21 protein-coding genes and 2 pseudogenes are annotated in these 23,047 nt (G+C 55.0%); 11 read left to right on the forward strand and 12 right to left on the reverse strand.

The genetic code is table 11. From position 1 onward, the window contains the following. Nucleotides 1-3: 3 nt before the first annotated feature. Entirely contained in the window at nucleotides 4-1,398 is a 1,395-nt protein-coding gene (gene dnaA, locus ENTMO_RS0101675; protein ID WP_010426558.1) for a chromosomal replication initiator protein DnaA, read from the reverse strand. A gap of 322 nt (nucleotides 1,399-1,720) precedes the next feature. Here dnaA and ENTMO_RS26980 point away from each other — a divergent pair. The 10 genes and pseudogenes from ENTMO_RS26980 to ENTMO_RS0101710 form a co-directional block, all read left to right on the forward strand. Further along, a pseudogene (locus tag ENTMO_RS26980) lies at nucleotides 1,721-1,771 on the forward strand (hypothetical protein); the annotation flags it as partial. A gap of 228 nt (nucleotides 1,772-1,999) precedes the next feature. After that, on the forward strand, nucleotides 2,000-2,140 hold the full coding sequence (gene rpmH / locus ENTMO_RS24535) for a 50S ribosomal protein L34 (protein WP_000831330.1): 141 nt from the start codon (nucleotides 2,000-2,002) through the stop codon (nucleotides 2,138-2,140). Nucleotides 2,141-2,156: 16 nt separating this feature from the next. After that, a complete protein-coding gene (rnpA, locus tag ENTMO_RS0101680; protein WP_010426559.1) occupies nucleotides 2,157-2,516 on the forward strand; it encodes a ribonuclease P protein component in 360 nt (119 codons plus the stop codon). Next, nucleotides 2,480-2,737 carry a membrane protein insertion efficiency factor YidD gene (gene yidD / locus ENTMO_RS24890; protein ID WP_001307474.1) on the forward strand — a complete coding sequence of 86 codons (258 nt, stop codon included), beginning with the start codon at nucleotides 2,480-2,482 and terminating at the stop codon, nucleotides 2,735-2,737. Before rnpA ends, yidD begins: the two co-directional genes overlap by 37 nt. 2 nt (nucleotides 2,738-2,739) lie before the next feature. Continuing rightward, nucleotides 2,740-4,380, forward strand: coding sequence for a membrane protein insertase YidC (gene yidC / locus ENTMO_RS0101685; RefSeq protein ID WP_010426560.1), 1,641 nt, complete (start codon nucleotides 2,740-2,742; stop codon nucleotides 4,378-4,380). Between the two features lie 72 nt (nucleotides 4,381-4,452). Further along, entirely contained in the window at nucleotides 4,453-5,817 is a 1,365-nt protein-coding gene (gene mnmE, locus ENTMO_RS0101690; protein WP_010426561.1) for a tRNA uridine-5-carboxymethylaminomethyl(34) synthesis GTPase MnmE, read from the forward strand. 111 nt (nucleotides 5,818-5,928) lie between these two features. Then, nucleotides 5,929-7,104: an MFS transporter gene (locus ENTMO_RS0101695; RefSeq protein WP_010426562.1), complete on the forward strand. Its 1,176-nt coding sequence runs from the start codon at nucleotides 5,929-5,931 to the stop codon at nucleotides 7,102-7,104. Beyond that, nucleotides 7,073-8,044 (forward strand): HTH-type transcriptional regulator YidZ, encoded by a 972-nt coding sequence (gene yidZ, locus ENTMO_RS0101700; RefSeq protein WP_010426563.1) that lies wholly within the window; start codon nucleotides 7,073-7,075, stop codon nucleotides 8,042-8,044. Before ENTMO_RS0101695 ends, yidZ begins: the two co-directional genes overlap by 32 nt. Before the next feature lie 122 nt (nucleotides 8,045-8,166). Beyond that, nucleotides 8,167-8,913: a 4'-phosphopantetheinyl transferase family protein gene (locus ENTMO_RS0101705; RefSeq protein WP_010426564.1), complete on the forward strand. Its 747-nt coding sequence runs from the start codon at nucleotides 8,167-8,169 to the stop codon at nucleotides 8,911-8,913. Between the two features lie 36 nt (nucleotides 8,914-8,949). Beyond that, nucleotides 8,950-9,516 carry an NADPH-dependent FMN reductase gene (locus ENTMO_RS0101710; protein ID WP_010426565.1) on the forward strand — a complete coding sequence of 189 codons (567 nt, stop codon included), beginning with the start codon at nucleotides 8,950-8,952 and terminating at the stop codon, nucleotides 9,514-9,516. Between the two features lie 94 nt (nucleotides 9,517-9,610). Here ENTMO_RS0101710 and adeP read toward each other — a convergent pair whose 3' ends face one another. Further along, the gene (gene adeP / locus ENTMO_RS0101715; protein ID WP_010426567.1) at nucleotides 9,611-10,948 is read right to left on the reverse strand and encodes an adenine permease AdeP; all 1,338 of its coding nucleotides are present in this window, start codon (nucleotides 10,946-10,948) and stop codon (nucleotides 9,611-9,613) included. A 165-nt stretch (nucleotides 10,949-11,113) separates the two neighbouring features. Between adeP and yieH the strand changes: the two are divergent. After that, a pseudogene (yieH, locus tag ENTMO_RS23655) lies at nucleotides 11,114-11,780 on the forward strand (6-phosphogluconate phosphatase). Nucleotides 11,781-11,865: 85 nt separating this feature from the next. On the opposite strand, the gene phoU reads toward yieH, so the two are convergent. The 10 genes from phoU to atpG form a co-directional block, all read right to left on the reverse strand. Next, nucleotides 11,866-12,591 (reverse strand): phosphate signaling complex protein PhoU, encoded by a 726-nt coding sequence (phoU, locus tag ENTMO_RS0101725; RefSeq protein WP_008500182.1) that lies wholly within the window; start codon nucleotides 12,589-12,591, stop codon nucleotides 11,866-11,868. Between the two features lie 26 nt (nucleotides 12,592-12,617). Beyond that, the gene (gene pstB / locus ENTMO_RS0101730; RefSeq protein ID WP_010426574.1) at nucleotides 12,618-13,391 is read right to left on the reverse strand and encodes a phosphate ABC transporter ATP-binding protein PstB; all 774 of its coding nucleotides are present in this window, start codon (nucleotides 13,389-13,391) and stop codon (nucleotides 12,618-12,620) included. Between the two features lie 47 nt (nucleotides 13,392-13,438). Beyond that, nucleotides 13,439-14,329: a phosphate ABC transporter permease PstA gene (pstA, locus tag ENTMO_RS0101735; RefSeq protein ID WP_010426576.1), complete on the reverse strand. Its 891-nt coding sequence runs from the start codon at nucleotides 14,327-14,329 to the stop codon at nucleotides 13,439-13,441. Then, nucleotides 14,329-15,288, reverse strand: a complete 960-nt coding sequence (pstC, locus tag ENTMO_RS0101740) for a phosphate ABC transporter permease PstC (protein WP_010426578.1) — start codon at nucleotides 15,286-15,288, stop codon at nucleotides 14,329-14,331. The genes pstA and pstC overlap by 1 nt, the downstream gene beginning before the upstream one ends. A gap of 127 nt (nucleotides 15,289-15,415) precedes the next feature. Further along, entirely contained in the window at nucleotides 15,416-16,456 is a 1,041-nt protein-coding gene (gene pstS, locus ENTMO_RS0101745) for a phosphate ABC transporter substrate-binding protein PstS (RefSeq protein WP_010426579.1), read from the reverse strand. A 276-nt stretch (nucleotides 16,457-16,732) separates the two neighbouring features. Continuing rightward, complete coding sequence (gene glmS, locus ENTMO_RS0101750; RefSeq protein ID WP_010426581.1) at nucleotides 16,733-18,562, reverse strand: glutamine--fructose-6-phosphate transaminase (isomerizing); 1,830 nt, start codon at nucleotides 18,560-18,562, stop codon at nucleotides 16,733-16,735. 225 nt (nucleotides 18,563-18,787) lie between these two features. Next, nucleotides 18,788-20,158 carry a bifunctional UDP-N-acetylglucosamine diphosphorylase/glucosamine-1-phosphate N-acetyltransferase GlmU gene (glmU, locus tag ENTMO_RS0101755; protein ID WP_010426583.1) on the reverse strand — a complete coding sequence of 457 codons (1,371 nt, stop codon included), beginning with the start codon at nucleotides 20,156-20,158 and terminating at the stop codon, nucleotides 18,788-18,790. A 136-nt stretch (nucleotides 20,159-20,294) separates the two neighbouring features. Beyond that, nucleotides 20,295-20,714 (reverse strand): F0F1 ATP synthase subunit epsilon, encoded by a 420-nt coding sequence (locus ENTMO_RS0101760; protein ID WP_006177560.1) that lies wholly within the window; start codon nucleotides 20,712-20,714, stop codon nucleotides 20,295-20,297. Nucleotides 20,715-20,734: 20 nt separating this feature from the next. Then, nucleotides 20,735-22,117, reverse strand: a complete 1,383-nt coding sequence (gene atpD, locus ENTMO_RS0101765; RefSeq protein ID WP_003862362.1) for a F0F1 ATP synthase subunit beta — start codon at nucleotides 22,115-22,117, stop codon at nucleotides 20,735-20,737. Between the two features lie 26 nt (nucleotides 22,118-22,143). Beyond that, nucleotides 22,144-23,007, reverse strand: coding sequence for a F0F1 ATP synthase subunit gamma (gene atpG / locus ENTMO_RS0101770; protein WP_010426586.1), 864 nt, complete (start codon nucleotides 23,005-23,007; stop codon nucleotides 22,144-22,146). Nucleotides 23,008-23,047: the final 40 nt, after the last annotated feature.

Here is a 23,047-nt window from a genome sequence, read left to right on the forward strand (position 1 = left end):
GCGTCACGATGATAATGTTCTGATTAAATTGGAAAAATCTTCTTTTATGTCGTGGCTTTCTTCGCGTAACTGCTCAATCTTACGACAAGCGTGCAGCACGGTCGTATGGTCACGGCCACCAAACGCATCGCCGATTTCCGGCAGACTGTGGTTGGTTAACTCCTTTGCCAGCGCCATCGCCATCTGACGCGGACGCGCCACCGAGCGGGAACGACGTTTAGACAGTAAATCTGCCACTTTGATCTTGTAGTACTCAGCCACCGTCTTTTGAATATTGTCGATGGTGACCAGTTTTTCCTGCAATGCCAGCAAATCGCGCAGCGCTTCACGCACAAAATCGATGGTGATCGCACGACCGGTGAAGTTGGCGTTGGCGATAACGCGGTTCAGTGCCCCTTCCAGCTCACGCACGTTGGAGCGCAGACGCTTGGCAATAAAGAACGCCACTTCACCCGGCAGGCGAATGTCGTTTTCATCGGCTTTCTTCATCAGGATCGCGACGCGGGTTTCCAGCTCCGGTGGCTCGATCGCCACGGTCAGGCCCCAGCCGAAGCGGGATTTGAGACGATCTTCAACGCCGTTGATCTCTTTTGGATAACGATCCGAGGTCAAAATGATCTGCTGATTGCCTTCCAGCAGGGCGTTGAAGGTATGGAAAAATTCTTCCTGCGATCGTTCTTTATTGGCAAAGAACTGGATGTCATCGATCAGCAGGGCGTCAACGGAACGATAGTAGCGTTTAAACTCTTCGATCGCATTGTTTTGCAGGGCTTTTACCATGTCCTGAACGAAGCGCTCGGAGTGCATATACACCACTTTCGCATTAGGCTTGCGCGCCATAATGCCGTTACCCACCGCATGCAGCAGGTGCGTTTTACCCAGACCCGTGCCGCCATAAAGGAACAGCGGGTTATAAGCACCACCGGGGTTATCAGCAACCTGACGGGCCGCCGCGCGCGCCAGCTGGTTCGACTTACCTTCAACGAAGTTATCGAAGGTGTGCTTAACGTTAACGTTAGAGCGATAGGTTGGCTCAGCGGGCGCAGGGACGTTATCCCAGCCCTGACGAGCAGGTGCGACGCGAGGGGCCGGAGCAGGTGCGGCCTGAGCTGGCGCGGCTACGTTCACGGTTTCACGTACGGTTTGGGTGACCGGCTTTGTGCCCACTTCAAAGCGCAGCTGTGGGGCATCTGACCCGCAGAAATCGTTCAGCAGTCCATTGATGTTATTAAGGTACTTGTCCCTTACCCAATCGAGCACAAAACGGTTTGGCGCATACAAAGCCAGCGTGTTATCGCTCAGTTCCGCCTGCAACGGGCGGATCCACATACTGAATTCTGTGGCTGGTAACTCATCCTGCAATCGGGCAAGACACTGCTGCCAAAGCGAAAGTGACACGGCGGACTCCACTCGAACAATAAAAGAAAACTATTGAATATTCATGATTGTTGGCGCACATCGACATGACCCTGTGCAAAAGGGGGATGTGCGAATTGCTATCTGCAATTTAATCCTGACCAGGATCCTGGGATCCCGATCGGGACCGCGGATCATAGCCTAAACTGAGCCAGAGATCTTCTGTTTCTCACAGATTCTTCCCGATTTATCCACAGGAAGATCCGAAACCGGGTAAGTGTAAACGATCCTGACGCGAGTGCCCCACGATTTAGCCCGCATATTGGAAAAATTAATGAGCACAGACAATTTATTGCTTAAATGATCTAACGAAGATCCGGGACGATCCTTGCGCTTTGTTCGGGAGCCCGTATAATCCTCGACCCGGCGCGTGATGCTCATCTTCCTGCGTCGTCCGTTGCTCATTTTCCACGCGAAAACGTGCGGAAATACGCGGGAAATAAGGAAAGAGAATTGACTCCGGAGTGTACAATTATTACAATCCGGCCTCTTTAATCACCCACGCTGAGGCGTTAGTCGTTCGAAACTCGTTCGGGTATACGCAAAAGTCAGTGAATTTATTCAAGTTTAGGTAGAAATCGCCATGAAACGCACTTTTCAACCGTCTGTCCTGAAGCGCAACCGTTCTCACGGCTTCCGTGCTCGTATGGCTACTAAAAATGGTCGTCAGGTTCTGGCACGTCGTCGTGCTAAAGGCCGCGCTCGTCTGACCGTTTCCAAGTAATAAAGCTAACCCCTGAGTGGTTAAGCTAGCATTTCCCAGGGAGTTACGTTTGTTAACTCCCACTCATTTCACTTTCGTCTTCCAGCAGCCACAACGGGCTGGCACGCCGCAAATCACCATCCTCGGCCGCCAAAATTCGCTGGGGCATCCCCGCATCGGTCTCACAGTCGCCAAGAAAAATGTTAAGCGTGCGCATGAACGCAATCGGATTAAACGTCTGACGCGTGAAAGCTTCCGTTTACGTCAACACGAACTGCCTTCTATGGATTTCGTGGTGGTGGCGAAAAGGGGGGTTGCCGACCTCGATAACCGTGCTCTCTCGGAAGCGTTGGAAAAATTATGGCGCCGCCACTGTCGCCTGGCTCACGGGTCCTGATAGCCCTCATTCGGGTCTATCAGCGCCTGATTAGTCCGCTACTCGGGCCACATTGCCGTTTCACGCCAACGTGCTCAAGCTACGGAATTGAGGCATTGCGCAGGTTTGGAGTGATAAAAGGCAGTTGGTTGACGGTGAAACGCGTATTAAAATGCCACCCTTTACACCCAGGTGGAGACGACCCCGTCCCTCCAGGACCCTTTGATACCAGAGAACACTAACGATGGATTCGCAACGCAATCTTCTTATCATCGCTTTGTTGTTCGTCTCTTTCATGATCTGGCAAGCATGGGAACAGGATAAAAATCCTCAACCCCAGCAGCAGACCACGCAGACGACGAGCAGCCAGGGGAGTGCCGCCGACCAGGGCGTACCGGCCAGTGGCCAGGGGAAACAGATTACGGTTAAGACCGATGTGCTTGAGCTGACTATCAACACCCGTGGTGGTGATGTTGAGCAGGCGCTGCTGTTGACCTACCCGAAAGAGCTGAAGTCTACCGAACCGTTCCAGTTACTGGAAACCACACCTGAGTTCCTGTATCAGGCTCAGAGCGGCCTGACCGGTCGTGATGGCCCGGATAACCCGGCTAACGGCGCGCGTCCGCTGTATACCGTCGAGAGTGATACCTTTGTGCTGGCCGATGGTCAGAACGAACTCGCTATCCCGATGACCTATACCGACGCCGCGGGCAACACCTTCACCAAAACCTTCACCCTGAAACGCGGTGAATATGCGGTGAACGTGGGTTACAGCGTACAGAACGCCGGTGAGAAACCGCTGGAAATCTCGACCTTTGGTCAGCTGAAGCAGTCCATCAATCTGCCGTCCCACCGTGACACCGGAAGTAGCAACTTTGCGCTGCATACCTTCCGCGGCGCGGCGTACTCCACTCCTGATGCGAAGTACGAGAAATACAAATTCGACACCATTGCCGATAACGAAAACCTGAACGTCAGCTCCAAAGGCGGTTGGGTGGCCATGCTGCAGCAGTATTTCGCGACCGCGTGGATCCCGAATAACGACGGTACGAATAACTTCTACACCGCGAACCTGAGCAACGGTATTGCCGCCATCGGCTACAAGTCTCAGCCAGTTCTGGTTCAGCCGGGTCAAACCGGTAAGCTGGCAAGCACCCTGTGGGTCGGCCCGGAAATCCAGGACAAAATGGCTGCTGTTGCGCCGCACCTGGATCTGACCGTCGATTACGGCTGGTTGCGGCTCATCTCTCAGCCGCTGTTTAAGCTGCTGAAGTTCATCCACAGCTTCCTGGGTAACTGGGGCTTCTCCATCATCGTTATCACCTTCATCGTACGTGGCATCATGTACCCGCTGACTAAAGCGCAGTACACCTCCATGGCGAAGATGCGTATGCTGCAGCCGAAGATTCAGGCTATGCGTGAGCGTCTGGGCGATGACAAACAGCGTCAGAGTCAGGAGATGATGGCCCTGTATAAAGCAGAGAAAGTAAACCCACTGGGTGGTTGCTTCCCGCTGCTGATTCAGATGCCAATCTTCCTTGCGCTGTACTACATGCTGATGGGCTCCGTTGAGCTGCGCCACGCGCCATTTGCACTGTGGATCCATGACCTGTCTGCACAGGACCCGTACTACATCCTGCCGATCCTGATGGGTGTGACGATGTTCTTCATCCAGAAGATGTCGCCGACCACCGTGACCGACCCGATGCAGCAGAAGATCATGACCTTTATGCCGGTCATCTTCACCGTGTTCTTCCTGTGGTTCCCGTCAGGTCTGGTGCTGTACTATATCGTCAGCAACCTGGTGACCATCATCCAGCAGCAGCTGATTTACCGTGGTCTGGAAAAACGTGGCCTGCATAGCCGCGAAAAGAAAAAGTCCTGATTCGGTAAGTTAACGCTAAAATAAGGGCGGTCGATTGACCGCCTTTTTTATTTGTATTGAACGAGACCAACCATGAGCCATAACGACACTATCGTCGCCCAGGCAACCCCACCGGGACGCGGTGGTGTAGGCATTCTGCGCATCTCCGGCCTGAAGGCGCGCGAGGTGGCCGAAGCGGTGCTGGGTAAACTGCCAAAGCCGCGCTACGCTGATTACCTGCCGTTTAAAGATACCGACGGCACCACGCTGGATCAGGGCATTGCGCTGTGGTTCCCCGGCCCGAACTCCTTTACCGGCGAAGACGTGCTGGAGCTGCAGGGCCACGGCGGCCCGGTTATCCTCGACCTGCTGTTAAAACGTATTCTGACCCTGCCTGGCCTGCGCATTGCGAAGCCGGGCGAGTTCTCCGAGCGTGCTTTCCTCAACGACAAGCTCGACCTGGCGCAGGCCGAGGCGATTGCTGATCTGATCGACGCCAGCTCTGAACAGGCGGCCCGCTCCGCCCTGAACTCGCTGCAGGGGGCATTCTCCGCGCGCGTTAATCACCTTGTGGAAGCACTTACTCACCTGCGCATCTACGTGGAAGCGGCTATCGACTTCCCGGATGAGGAGATCGACTTCCTCTCTGACGGTAAAATCGAAGCCCAGCTCAACCAGGTGATGAACGATCTCGACGCCGTGCGTGCCGAAGCACGTCAGGGCAGCCTGCTGCGTGAAGGGATGAAGGTAGTGATTGCCGGTCGCCCTAACGCCGGTAAATCAAGCCTGCTGAACGCCCTGGCGGGCCGTGAAGCGGCAATCGTGACGGATATCGCCGGAACCACCCGCGACGTGCTGCGTGAGCATATCCACACCGACGGGATGCCGCTGCATATCATCGACACCGCCGGTCTGCGCGACGCCAGCGACGAGGTCGAACGCATCGGTATCGAACGTGCCTGGCAGGAGATCGAGCAGGCCGACCGCGTGCTGTTTATGGTGGACGGCACCACGACCGACGCCGTCGACCCGGCTGAAATCTGGCCAGACTTTATCGCCCGTCTTCCGGCCAAGCTGCCGATCACCGTGGTGCGTAACAAAGCGGACGTCACCGGCGAAACGCTGGGCATCAGCGATGTGAACGGTCACTCACTGATTCGCCTTTCGGCGCGTACCGGTGAAGGCGTTGACGACCTGCGTAACCATCTCAAGCAGAGCATGGGCTTCGACACCAGCATGGAAGGCGGCTTCCTGGCGCGTCGCCGTCACCTGCAGGCGCTGGAAGAGGCGGCGAACCACCTTGTTCAGGGTAAAGCGCAGCTGATCGGCGCGTGGGCGGGCGAACTGCTGGCGGAAGAGCTGCGTCTGGCGCAGCAGAATCTGAGCGAGATCACCGGGGAGTTTACGTCGGACGATCTGCTGGGAAGGATCTTCTCAAGCTTCTGTATCGGTAAGTAATCCCCGCTCAGTAATGGTGATTTCCTCCAGGGAAATCACCATTATCCAAATGGCAACTCGCCTTATCTCTTTTCACCCCCTATGCTGCATGCCTGCATCTATGGGGGGTTTATGGCTCGTTTTCTGTTTTGTAGTTTCGCGTTGGTTCTGCTTTATCCGTCGGGCATTGATATGTATCTGGTGGGACTCCCCCACATCGCCCGCGATCTGGGCGCCAGCGAAGCGCAGCTGCACATCGCGTTTTCGGCCTACCTCGCGGGGATGGCGTCGTCGATGGTGTTTGCCGGGAAGATTGCGGATAAAGCAGGCCGTCAGCCTGTCGCGATAACGGGTGCCATCATTTTTGCCCTGGCGTCCATTCTCTGCTCACAGGCGCAAAACAGCACCCTGTTCCTGTCGGGCCGCTTCATTCAGGGCATTGGCGCCGGTGGCTGTTACGTCGTCGCTTTTGCCATTTTGCGCGACACCTTAAGCGCCCAGCGCCGCGCAAAAGTGCTGTCGATGCTGAACGGTATTACCTGCATCATCCCGGTGCTGGCACCCGTAGTGGGCTACCTGATCATGCTGAAATTCCCGTGGCAGAGCCTGTTCTGGACCATGGCGGCGATGGGTGCGCTGGTCTTTATTTTGTCTATCACCGTACTGAAAGAGACCCATCCCGGCTCGCAGAATACGGGCCACACCGCAACCCTTCACCCAGTTGAAAAGCTGCTTAACCGCTTTTTCCTCAGCCGACTGGCCGTGACCACGTTAAGCGTGGCGGTGATCCTGACCTATGTAAACGTTTCCCCTGTCTTGCTGATGGAAACCATGGGCTTCGACCGCGGTCAGTATTCAACGGTAATGGCACTGACCGCGATGGTCAGTATGGCTGTCTCATTTTCTACCCCGTTTGCGCTGAACATTTTTCGCCAGCGCACGCTAATGCTGGCCTCACAGGCATTGTTCCTTGCCGCAGGCGTGATTCTGGCGACTGCGAGTTCGCACGCGGTGATGCTGGTGGGCATCACGCTCATCTGCGCCGGTTTTTCCGTCGGCTTTGGCGTGGCGATGAGCCAGGCGCTCGGGCCGTTCTCGCTGCGCGCGGGTGTAGCGAGTTCGGTATTGGGCATTGCGCAGGTCTGCGGTTCATCGCTGTGGATTTGGCTGGCAGCCGTTCTTGGTCTTAACGCGCTGAATATGCTGATCGGGATTCTGATTGGCTGTAGCATTGTCTGCATTACCTTACTTATGGTCATCCAGCCCGCGGCGCATTATGAAGAAGCCCATCAGCAGTCTCGATCTTAATCTCCTGCTTTGCCTGCAGCTTTTGCTGCAGGAGCGCAGCGTCACCAAAGCCGCGAAGCGGATGAACGTGACGCCGTCTGCGGTGAGTAAATCACTGGCCAAGCTGCGCGACTGGTTCGAAGACCCGCTGTTTGTGAAAACGCCGTTAGGGCTGCTGCCCACCCCGCTGACGGTAAGCCTGGAGCAGGATCTGGCCGACTGGATGCAGATTGGCAATCAGATCCTCGATAAATTTCACCATGACTCCCCGGGCGGGCTGACGTTCGTGCTGGCCGCCGAAACGCCGTTGATGCTGATCCGCTTTAACGCCCTGCTGGAGCAGGTGAATCAGCGCTATCCGCAGGCTACGGTGAAGATGCGCCACTGGGATTACGATTCGCTGGATGCCATTACGCGTGGAGAGGTGGATCTGGGATTCACCGGGCGCGAAACGCACCCGCGCTCCCGTGAGCTGCTGAAGCTGTTACCGTGGTTTATCGACTACGAGATCCTGTTTAGTGACCGTCCGTGCGTGTATCTGCGTGAGGATCATCCAGCGCTCCAGGAGGAGTGGAACCTGGAGACCTTTCTGCGCTACCCGCATATCAGCATTTTCTGGGAACGCAGCGACACCTGGGCGCTCGACGAGGTGCTAAGAGAGATGGGGCGCGAGCGTAATATCGCCATGAGCCTGCCCGGCTTCGAGCAGTCGATGTTTATGGCTGCACAGCCCGACCATAACTATATCGCCACCGCACCGTACTACTGCCATCACTACAATCAGCTCCACCAGCGAAAACTGATCGCGCTTCCTATTCCCATTGACGAAGCGCAGGCTGAAAAGCTGACCGTGCCCTTCACCATGATCTGGCATCAACGGAACAGCCATAACCCCAAAATCCTTTGGTTGCGTGAGACAATCAAAGCGCTGTACGCCGCTCCAGGTCCTGTTTTTGCCTAAGAAAATGTAAAGTTCGGTCCTAAGTCTTCTCTTACGCCGATTTACTGATTAAAACAGGAGTCAAGTTAAGCGATAATCATGTAACCGTTTAACCGATTACGACCATTATCAAGGAGCGAAAAATGGCAACGCACTTTGCAAGAGGGATACTTACAGACGGACATCTCGTATCGGCCAGAATTTCTTCAGCCTGTCACACTGAAGCGCTCACGCTTCCGGAGCACCGCAGGACGCGGTTTTTAGCCTCCAGAGCACTTCTCGCCGAGCTTATGTTCATGCTCTACGGCACCAGTGAGCTGCCGGACATTATTATCCAGCCAGAAGGCCGTCCGGTCTTCGCTGACCCGGAACTCCCCCGGTTTTCCATCGCCTATACTGGCAACATTATTGGTGTCGCGCTCACTACCGAGGGTGACTGTGGACTGGATATGGAACTTCAGCGCGCGATGCGCAGCTTCCACGGTGCTAATGCGCATAACGACTACCCGCTCTCCAGCAATGAAAAGCTCTGGGTACGCAATCAAAACGATCCTGTTGAAGCCAGAGCCCAACTCATCACCCTGCGTCAGAGCATTCGTAAGCTCTGTGGATGTGCGTCTGACGATGCCAGCCTGTTGCAACTCCTGCCAGGATCGGGACGCCTGCGTGCCACGAGAGCCACGTTGGTTGAAGCGCTCAGCGATGCCGAGGACGTGTTAATCTGGTCGATTGCCGTCACCCCGGCGATCGAACGTATGAAAATCTGGGAATTTGACAGTCAACAGGGATGGCGTAGCCTTCCTGATGTGCCCGAGCGCGCCAACGAGCCCGCCGCGCGCCTGATGCGTTTAACCAGTTTACCGGCAGAAAAAGCAATCACTCTTAGCTGATCCATTCAGGGTCATCATGATGAAACAGGAGTAATCATGTCTGATACGTTGAAAGTTGTTACGTTACTGGGAAGCCTGCGCAAAGGTTCATTTAACGGGATGGTCGCCCGCACCCTGCCACAGCTGGCACCTGCGGGGATGGAAATTAGTGCCCTGCCGCCCATTGGCGATATGCCGCTTTATGATGCTGACGTTCAGCAGGAAGAGGGATTCCCGCAGAGCGTTGAGGCGCTGGCGGAGCAAATTCGCCAGGCTGACGGGGTGGTCATCGTCACACCGGAGTATAACTACTCGGTGCCGGGCGGCCTGAAGAATGCCATTGACTGGCTGTCCCGTTTGCCTGAACAGCCGCTGTCAGGCAAACCGGTTCTGATCCAGACCAGCTCGATGGGCGCGATTGGCGGCGCGCGCTGCCAATATCACCTGCGCCAGATCCTGGTGTTCCTGGATGCGATGGTGATGAACAAGCCGGAGTTTATGGGCGGTGTGATTCAGAATAAGGTCGACCCGCAGACGGGTGAAGTGGTGGATCAGAGCACGCGTGACCATCTTTCTGGTCAGCTGACCGCGTTTGGGGATTATATTAAGCGGGTGAAGGCGTAAGGGTGAAGTGCGGGCTGATGCCCTCACCCTGGCCCTCTCCCACGGGGAGAGGGAACAAACACTAAAGCCCTTTTCGAAGAAAAGGGCTTGCTGTTTATTTGGCGTCGATAAACACAATCTTCAGCACAAACAGCAGCGCCACAACGATCACACACGGGCTGAGCTCGCGGAAGCGGCCGGTACCGATCTTCATCACGCAGTAAGAGATAAAGCCCAGCGCAATACCTTCAGTGATCGAGAAGCTGAACGGCATCATCACGGCGGTGATAAACGCCGGTACCGCTTCGGTTAAATCTTCCCATTTCACGCGCGCCAGGCTAGACGTCATCAGCACGCCAACGTAGATCAACGCGCCTGCGGCCGCATACGGTGGAACCATCCCCGCCAGCGGAGAAAGGAAGATCACCAGCAGGAACAGAACGCCGCCCACCACCGCCGTCAAACCCGTACGGCCGCCCACGGACACGCCGGAAGAGGACTCGATGTAAGCGGTCACAGAGGATGTCCCGATGAAAGAGCCCGCCACGGAGGAGACGCTATCCACAAACAGCGCCTGCTTCATGCGCGGGAATTTGCCTTTCTCATCCGCCAGACCCGCTTTGTCGGTCACGCCGATCAGCGTACCGGAGGAGTCAAACAGGTTAACCAGCATGAAGGAGAAAATCACGCCCGCCAGACCGAGGTTCAGGGAGCCCGCCAGGTCAACGTGACCAATAACGGTAGAGACGCTCGGTGGCGCGGAGACGATCCCGTGATACTGGACATCGCCCAGCATCCAGCCCAGCAGGGTGGTGACCACGATGGACACCAGCACCGCCGCGTGAATATTGCGGGAAGCCAGGATCGCGATGATAAAGAAGCCCAGCACGCCCAGCAGCACGCTGTGAGAGGTCAGGTTGCCGATGCTCACCAGCGTTTCCGGGTTCGCCACGATCACACCGGCGTTTTTCAGACCCATCATGCCGATGAACAGGCCGATACCGCTGGTGATACCCACGCGCAGGCTCACCGGGATATTGGCAATCATCCAGTAGCGCACGCGGAAAATGGTCAGCAGCAGCAGGCCAACGGCGCCCCAGAAGATAGCGCCCATGCCAACCTGCCACGGCAGGCCCATCGCCTGAACGACCACGAACGCGAAGAACGCATTCAGACCCATTGCCGGTGCCAACGCAACCGGCAGGTTAGCGAACACGCCCATCAGGATGCTGCCAAGGGCGGCAATCAGACAGGTGGTCACGAAGACGGCGCTGGTATCCATGCCAGCAACGCCCAGAATTTGCGGGTTAACAAAAACGATATACACCATCGTCAGGAAGGTGGTGAAACCGGCGATCACTTCGGTGCGTGCCGTTGTGCCGTGCTCGCGCAGTTTGAACACGCGCTCAAGCAGACCCTGACCAGATGTCTGGGTTGTGTGTTGTTGACTCATCATCAATTTCCGAACAAGGAGGGAAAATTCGTCGCTATCCTATACCAAAATGCGACAATAGTGGCGGTTATGAGATACTTTTTTCATTGATTTTGCTTATACGGCAACGATTGCGTCTCGTTAAACTGCCGTACGTAAACGTTAAACTTGTTAAAAGGGAAAGGCATGTCCGGAATTGAAGCGGTATTTTTCGACTGCGACGGAACGCTGGTCGACAGTGAGGTCATTTGTTCCCGCGCATATGTGGCCATGTTCCAGGAATTTGGCATTACGCTCGATCTCGAAGAGGTGTTCAAACGCTTTAAGGGCGTGAAGCTGTACGAGATCATCGACATCATTAACCAGGAACACGGTGTGGATCTGGCGAAAGCCGATCTGGAACCGGTGTACCGCGCCGAGGTTGCACGCCTGTTCGACTCCGAGCTGGAAGTTATCGCCGGGGCTAACGCGTTGCTGGATGCGATGACGGTGCCAATCTGCGTGGTCTCTAACGGCCCGGTCAGCAAAATGCAGCACTCGCTGGGCAAGCTTGAGATGTTGCACCATTTCCCGGAAAAACTGTTCAGCGGCTACGATATCCAGCGCTGGAAGCCCGACCCGGCGCTGATGTTCCATGCGGCAAAAGCGATGAACGTCAACGTCGAGAACTGCATTCTGGTGGATGATTCGTCTGCGGGTGCACAGTCGGGGATTGATGCGGGCATGGAGGTGTTTTACTTCTGCGCCGATCCGCACCAACAAGCCGATCGAGCATCCAAACGTGACAACCTTTACCGATCTGGCGCAGCTGCCGGAACTGTGGAAGGCGCGCGGGTGGGATATTACTCGCTGAAAAAACAAAGCCGGATGGCGCTAACGCTTATCCGGCCTACAAGGCTCGTAGGGCGGGTAAGCGATAGCGCCACCCGCCACAAACATCACTCTTTCGGATCTTTACCCGCCAGCAGCTTGTCCAGCTCGTCGCCGCCCACGTGACGGAAGTCCTGACCTTTCACGAAGTAGAAGATGTATTCGCAAATGTTCTGGCAGCGGTCCCCGATACGCTCGATGGAGCGCGCGCAGAACAGGGCAGTCAGTACGCTTGGGATGGTACGTGAATCTTCCATCATGTAGGTCATCAGCTGACGCACAATGCCTTCATACTCCTGGTCGACTTTCTTGTCTTCACGGTAAATACGCACCGCTTCGTCCAGATCCATACGCGCAAAGGCATCCAGCACGTCGTGCAGCATCTGCACGGTGTGGCGGCCCAGCGACTCCAGGCTCACCAGCAGCGGCTGGTGCTGCTGAGAGAACTTCTCCAGCGCGGTACGGCAGATTTTATCCGCAACGTCACCAATACGCTCCAGCTCGGCGATGGTCTTGATGATCGCCATCACCAGACGCAGATCGCTCGCCGTCGGCTGGCGTTTCGCGATAATGCGCACGCAAGCTTCGTCGATAGCCACTTCCATCATGTTGACGTTTTTGTCGCCTTCAATGACGCGCTTCGCCAGTTCGCTGTCCTGGTTGTGCATCGCCGTAATTGCATCAGAAAGCTGCTGCTCGACCATGCCGCCCATGGTCATCACCTGGGTGCGAATGCTTTCCAGCTCTGCGTTGAACTGGCCGGAAATGTGTTTATTAAGATTGAGGTTGTCCATGGTTTCTCCACATGCACTAAGGCAAATCAACCGTAGCGGCCAGTAATATAATCTTCGGTTTGTTTCTTCGCGGGCCTGGTGAACAGCGCATCCGTATCGCTGAACTCAATCAACTCGCCCAGATACATAAACGCCGTATGATCGGAACAACGCGCAGCCTGTTGCATGTTGTGGGTCACGATAACCACGGTGTAATCCTGCTTCAGCTCGGTGATGAGCTCTTCAATACGGCCGGTTGAGATCGGGTCCAGCGCTGAACACGGCTCATCCAGCAGCAACACTTCCGGGCGAATGGCGATACCGCGCGCAATGCACAGACGCTGCTGCTGACCACCGGAGAGAGAGTAACCGCTCTGGTGCAATTTATCTTTGGTTTCATTCCATAATGCGGCCTTGGTCAACGCCCACTGCACGCGCTCGTCCATATCGGCACGGGAGAGCTTTTCAAACAGGCGCACGCCAAAGGCGATGTTGTCATAAATCGACATCGGGAACGGCGTGGGTTTCTGGAACACCATACCTACTTTGGCACGCAGCAGGGCGATATCCTGGGCCTGGGTCAGAATGTTTTCACCGTCCAGGATGATTTCACCTTCGGCGCGCTGCTCCGGATAGAGCGAATACATTTTGTTAAAGGTACGCAGCAGCGTGGATTTTCCACAGCCGGATGGACCGATAAATGCCGTGACCTGGTTCTTAGCGATATCCAGGTTAATGTTCTTCAGGGCATGGAATTTGCCGTAGTAGAAGTTCAAATCACGAACCTGAATCTTACCCGGGGCAGTATCAACCATACTCATTGACTCATTTCCTCATTCGGCGCCGCGAGCTGCCGCGCCGTAAAAATTTAACCGTGTTTCTTCTTCGCGAAAATGACGCGCGCCAGAATGTTCAGCAACAGTACGCAAAGGGTAATGATCAGCACCCCGGCCCAGGCCAGCTGCTGCCACTCCGCGAATGGACTCATCGCAAATTTAAAAATCGTCACCGGCAGGTTGGCGATCGGCTGCATCATGTCCGTACTCCAGAACTGGTTGGAGAGGGATGTAAACAGCAGTGGCGCCGTTTCACCTGCAATACGTGCAATCGCCAGCAGGATACCGGTCATGATCCCGGAGATAGACGCTTTCAGCGTAATCGCGGAGATCATCTTCCATTTCGGCGTACCCAGCGCGTAAGCCGCTTCACGCAGGCTGTCCGGCACCAGTTTCAGCATGTTCTCGGTGGTACGAATGACGATAGGCACCTGCAGCAGCGCCAGCGCAATCACACCCGCCCAGCCGGAGAAGTGTTCCATCTGTGCCACCACGACGGTGTAGACGAACAGACCCACCACGATAGACGGCGCGGACAGCAGAATGTCGTTGATGAAGCGAATCACTTCCGCCAGCCAGGATTTACGCCCATATTCTGCCAGGTAGATGCCCGCCATGATGCCCAGCGGCGTACCGAAGACCGTCGCCCACAGGATCAGCAGGCCGCTACCCGCCAGGGCGTTCGCCAGCCCACCACCCGCCGTGTTTGGCGGAGGCGTCATCTCGGTGAACAGCGCCAGCGACATACCGTCAATTCCACGAACGATCGTCGAGAAGAGGATCCAGACCAGCCAGAACAGGCCGAATGCCATCGTCGCCATAGAGAGCGTTAACGCAATCCGGTTTTTTATGCGGCGTTTGGCCTGCATTTTGCGGCGGGATTCCGCCAGCTCAGCGGTAGCTTGCATTTCGAGAGTTGCCATTAGCGTGCCCCCTCATTTTTGGCGAGACGCATAATCATCAGCTTGGAAATCGCCAGAACAATGAAGGTGATAACAAACAGTATCAGCCCCAGCTCCATCAGTGCCGCAACGTGCAGGCCGGATTCCGCTTCCGCAAATTCGTTTGCCAGTGCAGAGGTAATACTGTTGCCCGGCATGTAGAGCGACGCGCTGTCGAGCTGGTAGGTGTTACCGATGATAAAGGTGACCGCCATGGTTTCACCCAGCGCACGACCTAAGCCCAGCATCACGCCCCCGATCACCCCATTTTTGGTGAACGGAAGAACAATGCGCCAGATAACTTCCCAGGTGGTGCAGCCGATGCCGTAGGCTGACTCTTTCATCATCACCGGGCTTTGTTCCAAGACATCGCGCACAACCGCCGCAATGTAAGGAATAATCATGATGGCGAGGATCACACCCGCTGCCAGAATACCGATACCGAATGCCGGGCCTGAGAACAGGGCCCCCACAAACGGAATGGCGGAAAGCACGTTACCGACCGGCTCCTGGAAGTACGTTGCGAACAGCGGAGCAAAGATGAACAGACCCCACATGCCGTAAACGATACTTGGAATGGCCGCCAGCAGTTCGATAGCAATACCGAGCGGGCGTCGCAGCCAGCCAGGCGCCAGTTCCGTCAGGAACAGGGCAATACCAAAGCTCACAGGAACCGCAATCAGCAGGGCGATGAACGAGGTCACCAGCGTGCCGTAAATTGGCACCAGGGCTCCATAGATATCGTTCGGCGCGTCCCACTCTTTAGTCCACAGGAAGGAGAACCCAAATTTCTGGATGCTCGGCCAGGAGGAGAAAATCAGAGACACGATAATGCCGCCCAGCAGCAATAGCACAATCAGCGCAGCCAGTTTGACCAGCGCGCTGAAAATCATGTCACCTTTTTTACCCGGAGGGTTAAATGCAGGCTTGGTTGCAGCCATAAATCACTCTTCTGTTTGAGACGTCTTACGAATATGCCCGGTGGCGCTGACGCTTACCGGGCCTACAGATTAAACCGTAGGGCGGGTAAGCGCAGCGCCACCCGCCATCTTCGTTAAATATATCCTGTTAGTACAGCGCTTTACCGCTGCTGTCTTTCACGTTGGTTTTCCATGCAGCACGAATCTGCTCAACCACGCTGTCTGGCAGGCTGGCGTAATCCAGGTCGTTAGCCTGTTTGCCACCATTTTTGTATGCCCAGTCGAAGAACTTCAGCACTTCAGTACCCTGCTCTGGTTTCTTCTGATCTTTGTGAATCAGAATGAACGTCGTAGAGGTGATTGGCCACGCGTCGTCACCTTTCTGGTTAGTCAGGTCCTGCGCGAAGGATTTGCTCCAGTCAGCGCCTTTTGCGGCGTTAGCAAAGTTCTCTTCGGTCGGGCTAACCGGTTTACCGTCAGCTGAAACCAGTTTGGTGTAAGCCAGGTTGTTCTGCTTAGCGTAAGCGTATTCTACGTAACCGATGGAGCCTGGCAGACGCTGTACGAACGCGGCGATACCGTCGTTACCTTTACCGCCCAGACCGGTTGGCCAGTTAACGGTAGAGCCGGAGCCGACTTTAGATTTCCACTCTTCGTTCACTTTCGCCAGATAGCTGGTGAAGACGAAGGAGGTACCGGAACCGTCAGCACGACGAACCACAGCGATATTCTGCGAAGGCAGCTTAACGCCCGGGTTCAGTTTGGTGATGGCTTCGTCATCCCATTTTTTGATTTTACCCAGGTAGATGTCACCCAGGGTTTTGCCGTCCAGCACCAGCTCGCCTGACTTCAGGCCAGGGATGTTAACGGCCAGCACAACGCCGCCGATCACGGTCGGGAACTGGAACAGGCCTTCCTGATTCAGTTTTTCATCAGACAGAGGGGCATCTGACGCACCGAAATCTACGGTATTAGCGGTAATTTGTTTTACGCCACCGGAGGAGCCGATACCCTGATAGTTAACCTTGTTACCGGTTTCTTTCTGGTAGGTATCTGCCCATTTGGCATACACCGGCGCAGGGAAGGTTGCACCAGCGCCAGTCAGGCTTGCTGCTGCGAATGCAGAGAAAGCGCTCATCGATAAGGTCGCGGCGACAACAGTTGCGACAGTGGTACGCATAACTTTCATAATGTCTCCTGCAAGGATTTCGTAAATCATTGTTTAAGTGGCTACGATGAGCAAAATAGGACAAACAGGTGACAGATAAATGTACGAATTATGACAGTTTTATGACAACGAAAATTTCACTTAAAATTACGTAAAACTTTATATGTTTATCATGAACTTAAAGAGGAATGTGACAACCTGTTTTCAGTAATATTTTCTTTATGTGACACTGAAAAAATAGCTGAAAATGACAGATTGTCATAAAAAAACTCCACCCGAAGGTGGAGTCTGAAGGGATTATTCTACGGTGACGGATTTCGCCAGGTTACGTGGCTGGTCAACGTCGGTGCCTTTGATCAGCGCCACGTGATAGGCCAGAAGCTGCAGCGGAACGGTGTAGAAGATCGGTGCAATCACCTCTTCAACGTGCGGCATCTCGATGATGTGCATGTTGTCACTGCTGGCGAAACCGGCATCTTTATCAGCGAAGACGTACAGGACACCGCCGCGGGCGCGCACTTCTTCGATGTTGGATTTCAGTTTTTCCAGCAGTTCGTTGTTAGGTGCCACAACGATGACCGGCATATCTGCGTCGATCAGCGCCAGCGGGCCGTGTTTCAGCTCGCCTGCCGCATAGGCTTCAGCGTGGATGTAAGAGATCTCTTTCAGCTTCAGCGCGCCTTCCAGCGCAATCGGATACTGATCGCCACGACCCAGGAACAGGGCGTGATGTTTGTCAGAGAAGTCTTCAGCCAGCGCTTCAATGCGTTTGTCCTGAGACAGCATCTGCTCAATACGGCTCGGCAGCGCCTGCAGGCCGTGAACGATGTCGTGCTCAACGGAAGCATCTTCGCCTTTCAGACGCGCCAGTTTCGCCACCAGCATCAGCAGAACGGTCAACTGAGTGGTAAAGGCTTTCGTGGAGGCCACGCCGATTTCGGTACCCGCTTTGGTCATCAGTGCCAGATCGGACTCACGCACCAGCGATGAGCCTGGGACGTTACAGATGGCCAGCGAACCCAGGTAACCGAGCTCTTTAGACAGGCGCAGCGCTGCCAGCGTGTCTGCCGTTTCGCCGGACTGGGAAAGGGTGATCATCAGGCTGTTACGGCGCACCGCGGATTTGCGATAGCGGAATTCAGACGCGATTTCCACGTCGCACGGCACGCCCGCCAGGGATTCAAACCAGTAGCGAGAGACCATACCGGAGTTGTAGGAGGTGCCACAGGCCACGATCTGAATATGCTCGACCTTGCCGAGCAGTTCGTTGGCGTTTGCGCCCAGCTCGCTCAGATCCACTTCACCGTGGCTAATGCGCCCGGTAAGGGTGTTTTTGATGGCGTTTGGCTGCTCGTAGATCTCTTTCTGCATGTAGTGACGGTACGCGCCTTTGTCGCCCGCGTCGTACTGCAGGTTAGATTCGATCTCCTGGCGTTTTACCTGCTCGCCTTTGGTATCGAATACGGTCACGCTGCGACGGGTCACTTCCGCGATATCCCCCTCTTCCAGGAAGATAAAGCGACGGGTAACCGGCAGGAGCGCCAGCTGGTCAGAAGCGATGAAGTTTTCACCCATGCCCAGACCGATAACCATCGGGCTACCGGAACGCGCGGCCAGCAGCGTAGACGGGTCGCGGGAATCCATGATCACCGTACCGTAGGCACCGCGCAGCTGAGGAATGGTGCGCAGTACCGCTTCACGCAGCGTGCCGCCCTGCTCCAGCTCCCAGTGCACCAGGTGAGCAATCACTTCGGTGTCAGTTTCAGAGACGAAGGTGTAGCCGCGCGCTTTCAGTTCTTCGCGCAGCGGTTCGTGGTTTTCGATAATGCCGTTGTGCACGACCACGATGTGTTCAGACACATGCGGGTGCGCGTTACCTTCAGACGGTTCGCCGTGCGTCGCCCAGCGGGTATGCGCAATACCGGTACCACCGTGCAGCGGGTGTTCTTCCGCGGCCTGGGCCAGCATCTGCACTTTACCGAGACGGCGCAGACGGGTCATATGACCTTCTGCATCAACGACAGCCAAACCGGCAGAGTCGTAGCCACGGTATTCCAGACGACGTAAACCTTCGAGAAGGATTTCAGCAATATCACGCTGCGCAACTGCGCCAACAATTCCACACATAGTTTTAGATTCCGAATTTAGGCATGATGCCTGCGTTGTCGCTGACCTGTATTTACCCTTTCCGGGCGCCCCGAGCCTTGTAGAGAGTGGGGTTATTTTTATGGGTACTGCTTGTGGGGGGAGATATATATTTATCTCCTCACCCGGGTTTGCCTGATGACGGCTACGCCTTATCAGGCCTACTCAATCGTAGGGCGGGTAAGCGTAGCGCCACCCGCCTTGTTGTTACTTTTTCTTCACCGGGCGTTTCCAGCCCTGCTTGTTGACCTGCGGAACGCGGCTTAACACCAGCTCGTTCGCGGCCACATCGCGGGTAACGGTTGTTCCAGCAGCAATGGTCACGCCGTTACCCACGGTAACAGGCGCCACCAGCTGCGTATCGGAGCCAACGAACACGTCATCACCGATGATGGTTTTAAACTTGTTGGCACCGTCATAGTTGCAGGTAATGGTTCCCGCGCCGATGTTCACGTTGTCGCCAATTTCCGCATCGCCCAGATAGGTCAGATGACCGGCTTTCGAGCCTTTACCCAGACGCGCTTTTTTCATTTCCACGAAGTTGCCTACGTGAGCGCCTTCCAGCAGTTCGGCACCCGGGCGCAAGCGTGCAAACGGGCCGATAGTACAAGCCACATCCAGACGGGCATCTTCCACCACGCTGTACGGGCTAATTTCGCAGCCGTCACCGATAACGCTGTTTTTAATCACGCAGCCGGTGCCAATTTTGACGCGGTTGCCCAGCGTGACGTTGCCTTCAACGATAACGTTAGTATCAATCTCAACGTCACGCCCGTGCGACAGGGTGCCGCGCAGATCGAAACGTGCCGGATCGCGAAGCATCACACCCGCAAGAAGCAGCTTTTCGGCCTGCTCGGACTGATAAATACGCTCAAGACGGGAAAGCTGGAGACGATTGTTCACGCCGTCCGTTTCGCTGATACGCGCCGGATGAACGGCAGCAATTTCACGCCCTTCGTGATACGCCATCGCAATGATATCGGTGATGTAGTATTCACCCTGCGCATTATTGTTGTTGAGCTGAGACAGCCAGCGTTTCATATCCGCGCCGTTGGCAATCAGGATACCGGTGTTGATTTCCGGGATCTGGCGCTGTTCTTCGCTGGCATCTTTGTGTTCTACGATGCCGGTCACCTTGCCGTTTTCGCGGGTGATGCGGCCATAGCCGCTCGGGTCGTCCAGTACGACGGTGAGAAGGCCAATCCCGCCCTGGGGTTTAGCTTCACGCAGGCGGGTCAGGGTTTCAACGGAGATCAGCGGGACATCGCCGTACAGCATCAGAATGTCTTCGTCATCGGCAAAGAACGGGGCCGCCTGCTGCATCGCATGGCCAGTTCCCAGCTGTTCAGCCTGAAGCACCCAGTTGAGCTTGTCGTCACACAGCGTCTTTTTCAGTAAATCGCCACCGTGGCCGTAGACCAGGTTTACCTGACGAGCGCCCAATTCATTTGCTGCATCAATGACATGCTGCACCATTGGCTTTCCTGCCAACGTGTGAAGCACTTTAGGCAGATCGGAATACATGCGGGTACCTTTGCCAGCGGCAAGGATCACCACGCTCATCGCACTGTTTGACATACGCATCCTGACGGTAGTTTGAGTAAGAAGTAAAAACGTTTGATGCTTAAAATTCTACATCTTTTTCATCATGAATTAAGGCAAAAAAAAAGCCAGCCTGGTATCCAGACTGGCTTTTGAGCTTTTCAAGCCGGTGTTACATCGCTTTTTTGGTCAACTCGATAACGCGCAATTTCGCGATCGCTTTGGCCAGCTCCGCAGACGCCTGAGCGTAATCCACGTCACCATGAGAGCTGCTAATGTGCTCTTCAGCCTTACGCTTCGATTCCAGGGCTCGCGCTTCGTCGAGATCCTGGCCACGAATAGCGGTATCGGCCAGAACGGTCACACTGCCAGGCTGCACTTCAAGAATGCCGCCGGACAGATAGATAAACTCTTCATGACCGAACTGTTTAACGATGCGGATCATACCAGGCTTAATGGCGGTGAGCAGCGGTGCGTGACCCGGGAAAATACCCAGTTCACCTTCACTACCCGTTACCTGGATTTTCTCGACCAGACCAGAGAACATTTGTTGCTCTGCGCTGACGACGTCCAGGTGGTAAGTCATTGCCATATCACCCTCCGATTAAGGCGTTAAAGTTTTTTGGCTTTTTCCACGGCTTCTTCGATGGAACCAACCATGTAGAACGCCTGCTCTGGCAGGTGATCGTATTCGCCTTCCATGATGCCTTTAAAGCCACGGATGGTGTCTTTCAGGGAAACGTATTTACCCGGAGAACCGGTGAATACTTCCGCAACGAAGAACGGCTGGGACAGGAAGCGCTGGATCTTACGCGCACGTGCTACCACCAGTTTGTCTTCTTCAGACAGTTCATCCATACCCAGGATGGCGATGATGTCTTTCAGTTCCTGGTAACGCTGCAGCAGGGACTGTACGCCACGCGCGGTGTCGTAGTGTTCCTGGCCAACAACCAGTGGATCCAGCTGACGGCTGGTGGAGTCCAGTGGGTCAACGGCTGGGTAGATACCCAGAGACGCGATCTGACGGCTCAGTACCACGGTTGCATCTAAGTGCGCAAAGGTGGTTGCTGGAGATGGGTCAGTCAAGTCATCCGCAGGTACGTATACCGCCTGAACGGAGGTGATAGAACCGGTTTTGGTAGAGGTGATACGTTCCTGAAGAACACCCATCTCTTCCGCCAGCGTTGGCTGATAACCTACCGCTGAAGGCATACGACCCAGCAGTGCAGATACTTCAGTACCGGCCAGGGTGTAACGGTAGATGTTATCAACGAACAGCAGAACGTCACGGCCTTCGTCACGGAACTTCTCAGCCATAGTCAGACCGGTCAGCGCAACGCGCAGACGGTTTCCTGGTGGCTCGTTCATCTGGCCGTAAACCAGGGAAACTTTGTCCAGAACGTTGGAGTCGGTCATTTCGTGGTAGAAGTCGTTACCCTCACGAGTACGCTCACCCACGCCCGCAAACACAGAGTAACCGGAGTGCTCGATCGCGATGTTACGGATCAGCTCCATCATGTTTACAGTTTTACCTACACCCGCACCACCGAACAGACCGACTTTACCGCCCTTCGCGAACGGACACATCAGGTCGATAACTTTGATACCGGTTTCCAGCAGTTCCTGAGAGCTTGACAGCTCTTCGTAGGAAGGTGCTGCGCGGTGGATAGCCCAACGCTCTTCTTCACCGATGTCGCCTTTCATGTCGATTGGTTGACCCAATACGTTCATGATACGACCCAGTGTTGCTTTACCTACCGGGACTTCGATCGGGTGCTCAAGGTCTTTGACTTCCAGACCACGACGCAGACCGTCGGAAGAACCCATTGCGATGGTACGCACGATACCACCACCGAGCTGCTGCTGAACTTCCAGCACCAGGCTCTCGTTACCATTCTGTACCTCAAGAGCATCGTACACGCGCGGTACGGCATCCTGAGGGAACTCGACGTCAACCACGGCGCCGATTACCTGGACAATTTTTCCAGTCGCCATCTTGAATCCTCTACGAATTAACCTGGTTATACCGCGGATGCACCACCGACGATCTCGGTGAGTTCCTGAGTAATGCTGGCCTGACGCGCTTTGTTGTATACCAACTGCAGCTCTTTAATCAGGCTGCCGCCATTGTCGGTCGCGGCTTTCATCGCCACCATACGTGCGGCCTGCTCGCTGGCCAGGTTTTCTACAACACCCTGATAAACCTGTGATTCAACGTAACGACGCAGCAGGGTATCCAGCAGCGGTTTCGGATCAGGTTCATACAGGTAATCCCAGGCTTTTTGCTTCAGCTCGTCATCTTCTGATGCCGGTAAAGGCAACATTTGAGTGAGCGTTGGAACCTGAGACATCGTGTTAATAAATTTGTTGCTGACAACATACAGTCTGTCCAGACGACCTTCATCGTAGGCCTGCAACATCACTTTAACCGGACCGATCAGTTCGGACAGGGACGGGTTATCACCCATACCGGTCACTTGAGCGACAATGTTGCCACCCACGGAGTTAAAGAAAGAAACGCCCTTAGAGCCGATCATTGCGATATCGCACTGAACGCCTTTCTCGGACCATGCTTTCATATCCGCCAGCAGTTTTTTGAACAGGTTAATGTTCAAGCCGCCGCACAGACCACGGTCGGTCGACACCACCAGGTAGCCCACGCGCTTAACGTCGCGTTCTTCCAGGTAAGGGTGCTTATATTCCAGATTACCGTTCGCAAGGTGACCAATCACTTTGCGCATGGTATCTGCATAAGGACGGCTGGCCGCCATGCGATCCTGCGATTTACGCATTTTGGAAGCGGCGACCATCTCCATCGCTTTAGTGATCTTTTGCGTGTTCTGGACGCTTGCGATCTTACTACGTATCTCTTTTGCGCCGGCCATGAGCTTCTCCTCAATGCCAGGCGGCTTGTCGTGAGACAAG

Origin of the sequence: Enterobacter mori LMG 25706 (assembly GCF_000211415.1) — a bacterium.
Classification (GTDB): domain Bacteria; phylum Pseudomonadota; class Gammaproteobacteria; order Enterobacterales; family Enterobacteriaceae; genus Enterobacter; species Enterobacter mori.

Bases quoted from the DNA above. Each gene is read 5' to 3' on its own strand.
- rpmH (WP_000831330.1), top strand. From the start codon at position 2,000: ATGAAACGCACTTTTCAACCGTCTGTCCTGAAGCGCAACCGTTCTCAC.
- yidD (WP_001307474.1), top strand. From the start codon at position 2,480: ATGGCGCCGCCACTGTCGCCTGGCTCACGGGTCCTGATAGCCCTCATT.
- yidC (WP_010426560.1), top strand. From the start codon at position 2,740: ATGGATTCGCAACGCAATCTTCTTATCATCGCTTTGTTGTTCGTCTCT.
- mnmE (WP_010426561.1), top strand. From the start codon at position 4,453: ATGAGCCATAACGACACTATCGTCGCCCAGGCAACCCCACCGGGACGC.
- ENTMO_RS0101695 (WP_010426562.1), top strand. From the start codon at position 5,929: ATGGCTCGTTTTCTGTTTTGTAGTTTCGCGTTGGTTCTGCTTTATCCG.
- yidZ (WP_010426563.1), top strand. From the start codon at position 7,073: ATGAAGAAGCCCATCAGCAGTCTCGATCTTAATCTCCTGCTTTGCCTG.
- ENTMO_RS0101705 (WP_010426564.1), top strand. From the start codon at position 8,167: ATGGCAACGCACTTTGCAAGAGGGATACTTACAGACGGACATCTCGTA.
- ENTMO_RS0101710 (WP_010426565.1), top strand. From the start codon at position 8,950: ATGTCTGATACGTTGAAAGTTGTTACGTTACTGGGAAGCCTGCGCAAA.
- adeP (WP_010426567.1), bottom strand. From the start codon at position 10,948: ATGAGTCAACAACACACAACCCAGACATCTGGTCAGGGTCTGCTTGAG.
- phoU (WP_008500182.1), bottom strand. From the start codon at position 12,591: ATGGACAACCTCAATCTTAATAAACACATTTCCGGCCAGTTCAACGCA.
- pstB (WP_010426574.1), bottom strand. From the start codon at position 13,391: ATGAGTATGGTTGATACTGCCCCGGGTAAGATTCAGGTTCGTGATTTG.
- pstA (WP_010426576.1), bottom strand. From the start codon at position 14,329: ATGGCAACTCTCGAAATGCAAGCTACCGCTGAGCTGGCGGAATCCCGC.
- pstC (WP_010426578.1), bottom strand. From the start codon at position 15,288: ATGGCTGCAACCAAGCCTGCATTTAACCCTCCGGGTAAAAAAGGTGAC.
- pstS (WP_010426579.1), bottom strand. From the start codon at position 16,456: ATGAAAGTTATGCGTACCACTGTCGCAACTGTTGTCGCCGCGACCTTA.
- glmS (WP_010426581.1), bottom strand. From the start codon at position 18,562: ATGTGTGGAATTGTTGGCGCAGTTGCGCAGCGTGATATTGCTGAAATC.
- glmU (WP_010426583.1), bottom strand. From the start codon at position 20,158: ATGTCAAACAGTGCGATGAGCGTGGTGATCCTTGCCGCTGGCAAAGGT.
- ENTMO_RS0101760 (WP_006177560.1), bottom strand. From the start codon at position 20,714: ATGGCAATGACTTACCACCTGGACGTCGTCAGCGCAGAGCAACAAATG.
- atpD (WP_003862362.1), bottom strand. From the start codon at position 22,117: ATGGCGACTGGAAAAATTGTCCAGGTAATCGGCGCCGTGGTTGACGTC.
- atpG (WP_010426586.1), bottom strand. From the start codon at position 23,007: ATGGCCGGCGCAAAAGAGATACGTAGTAAGATCGCAAGCGTCCAGAAC.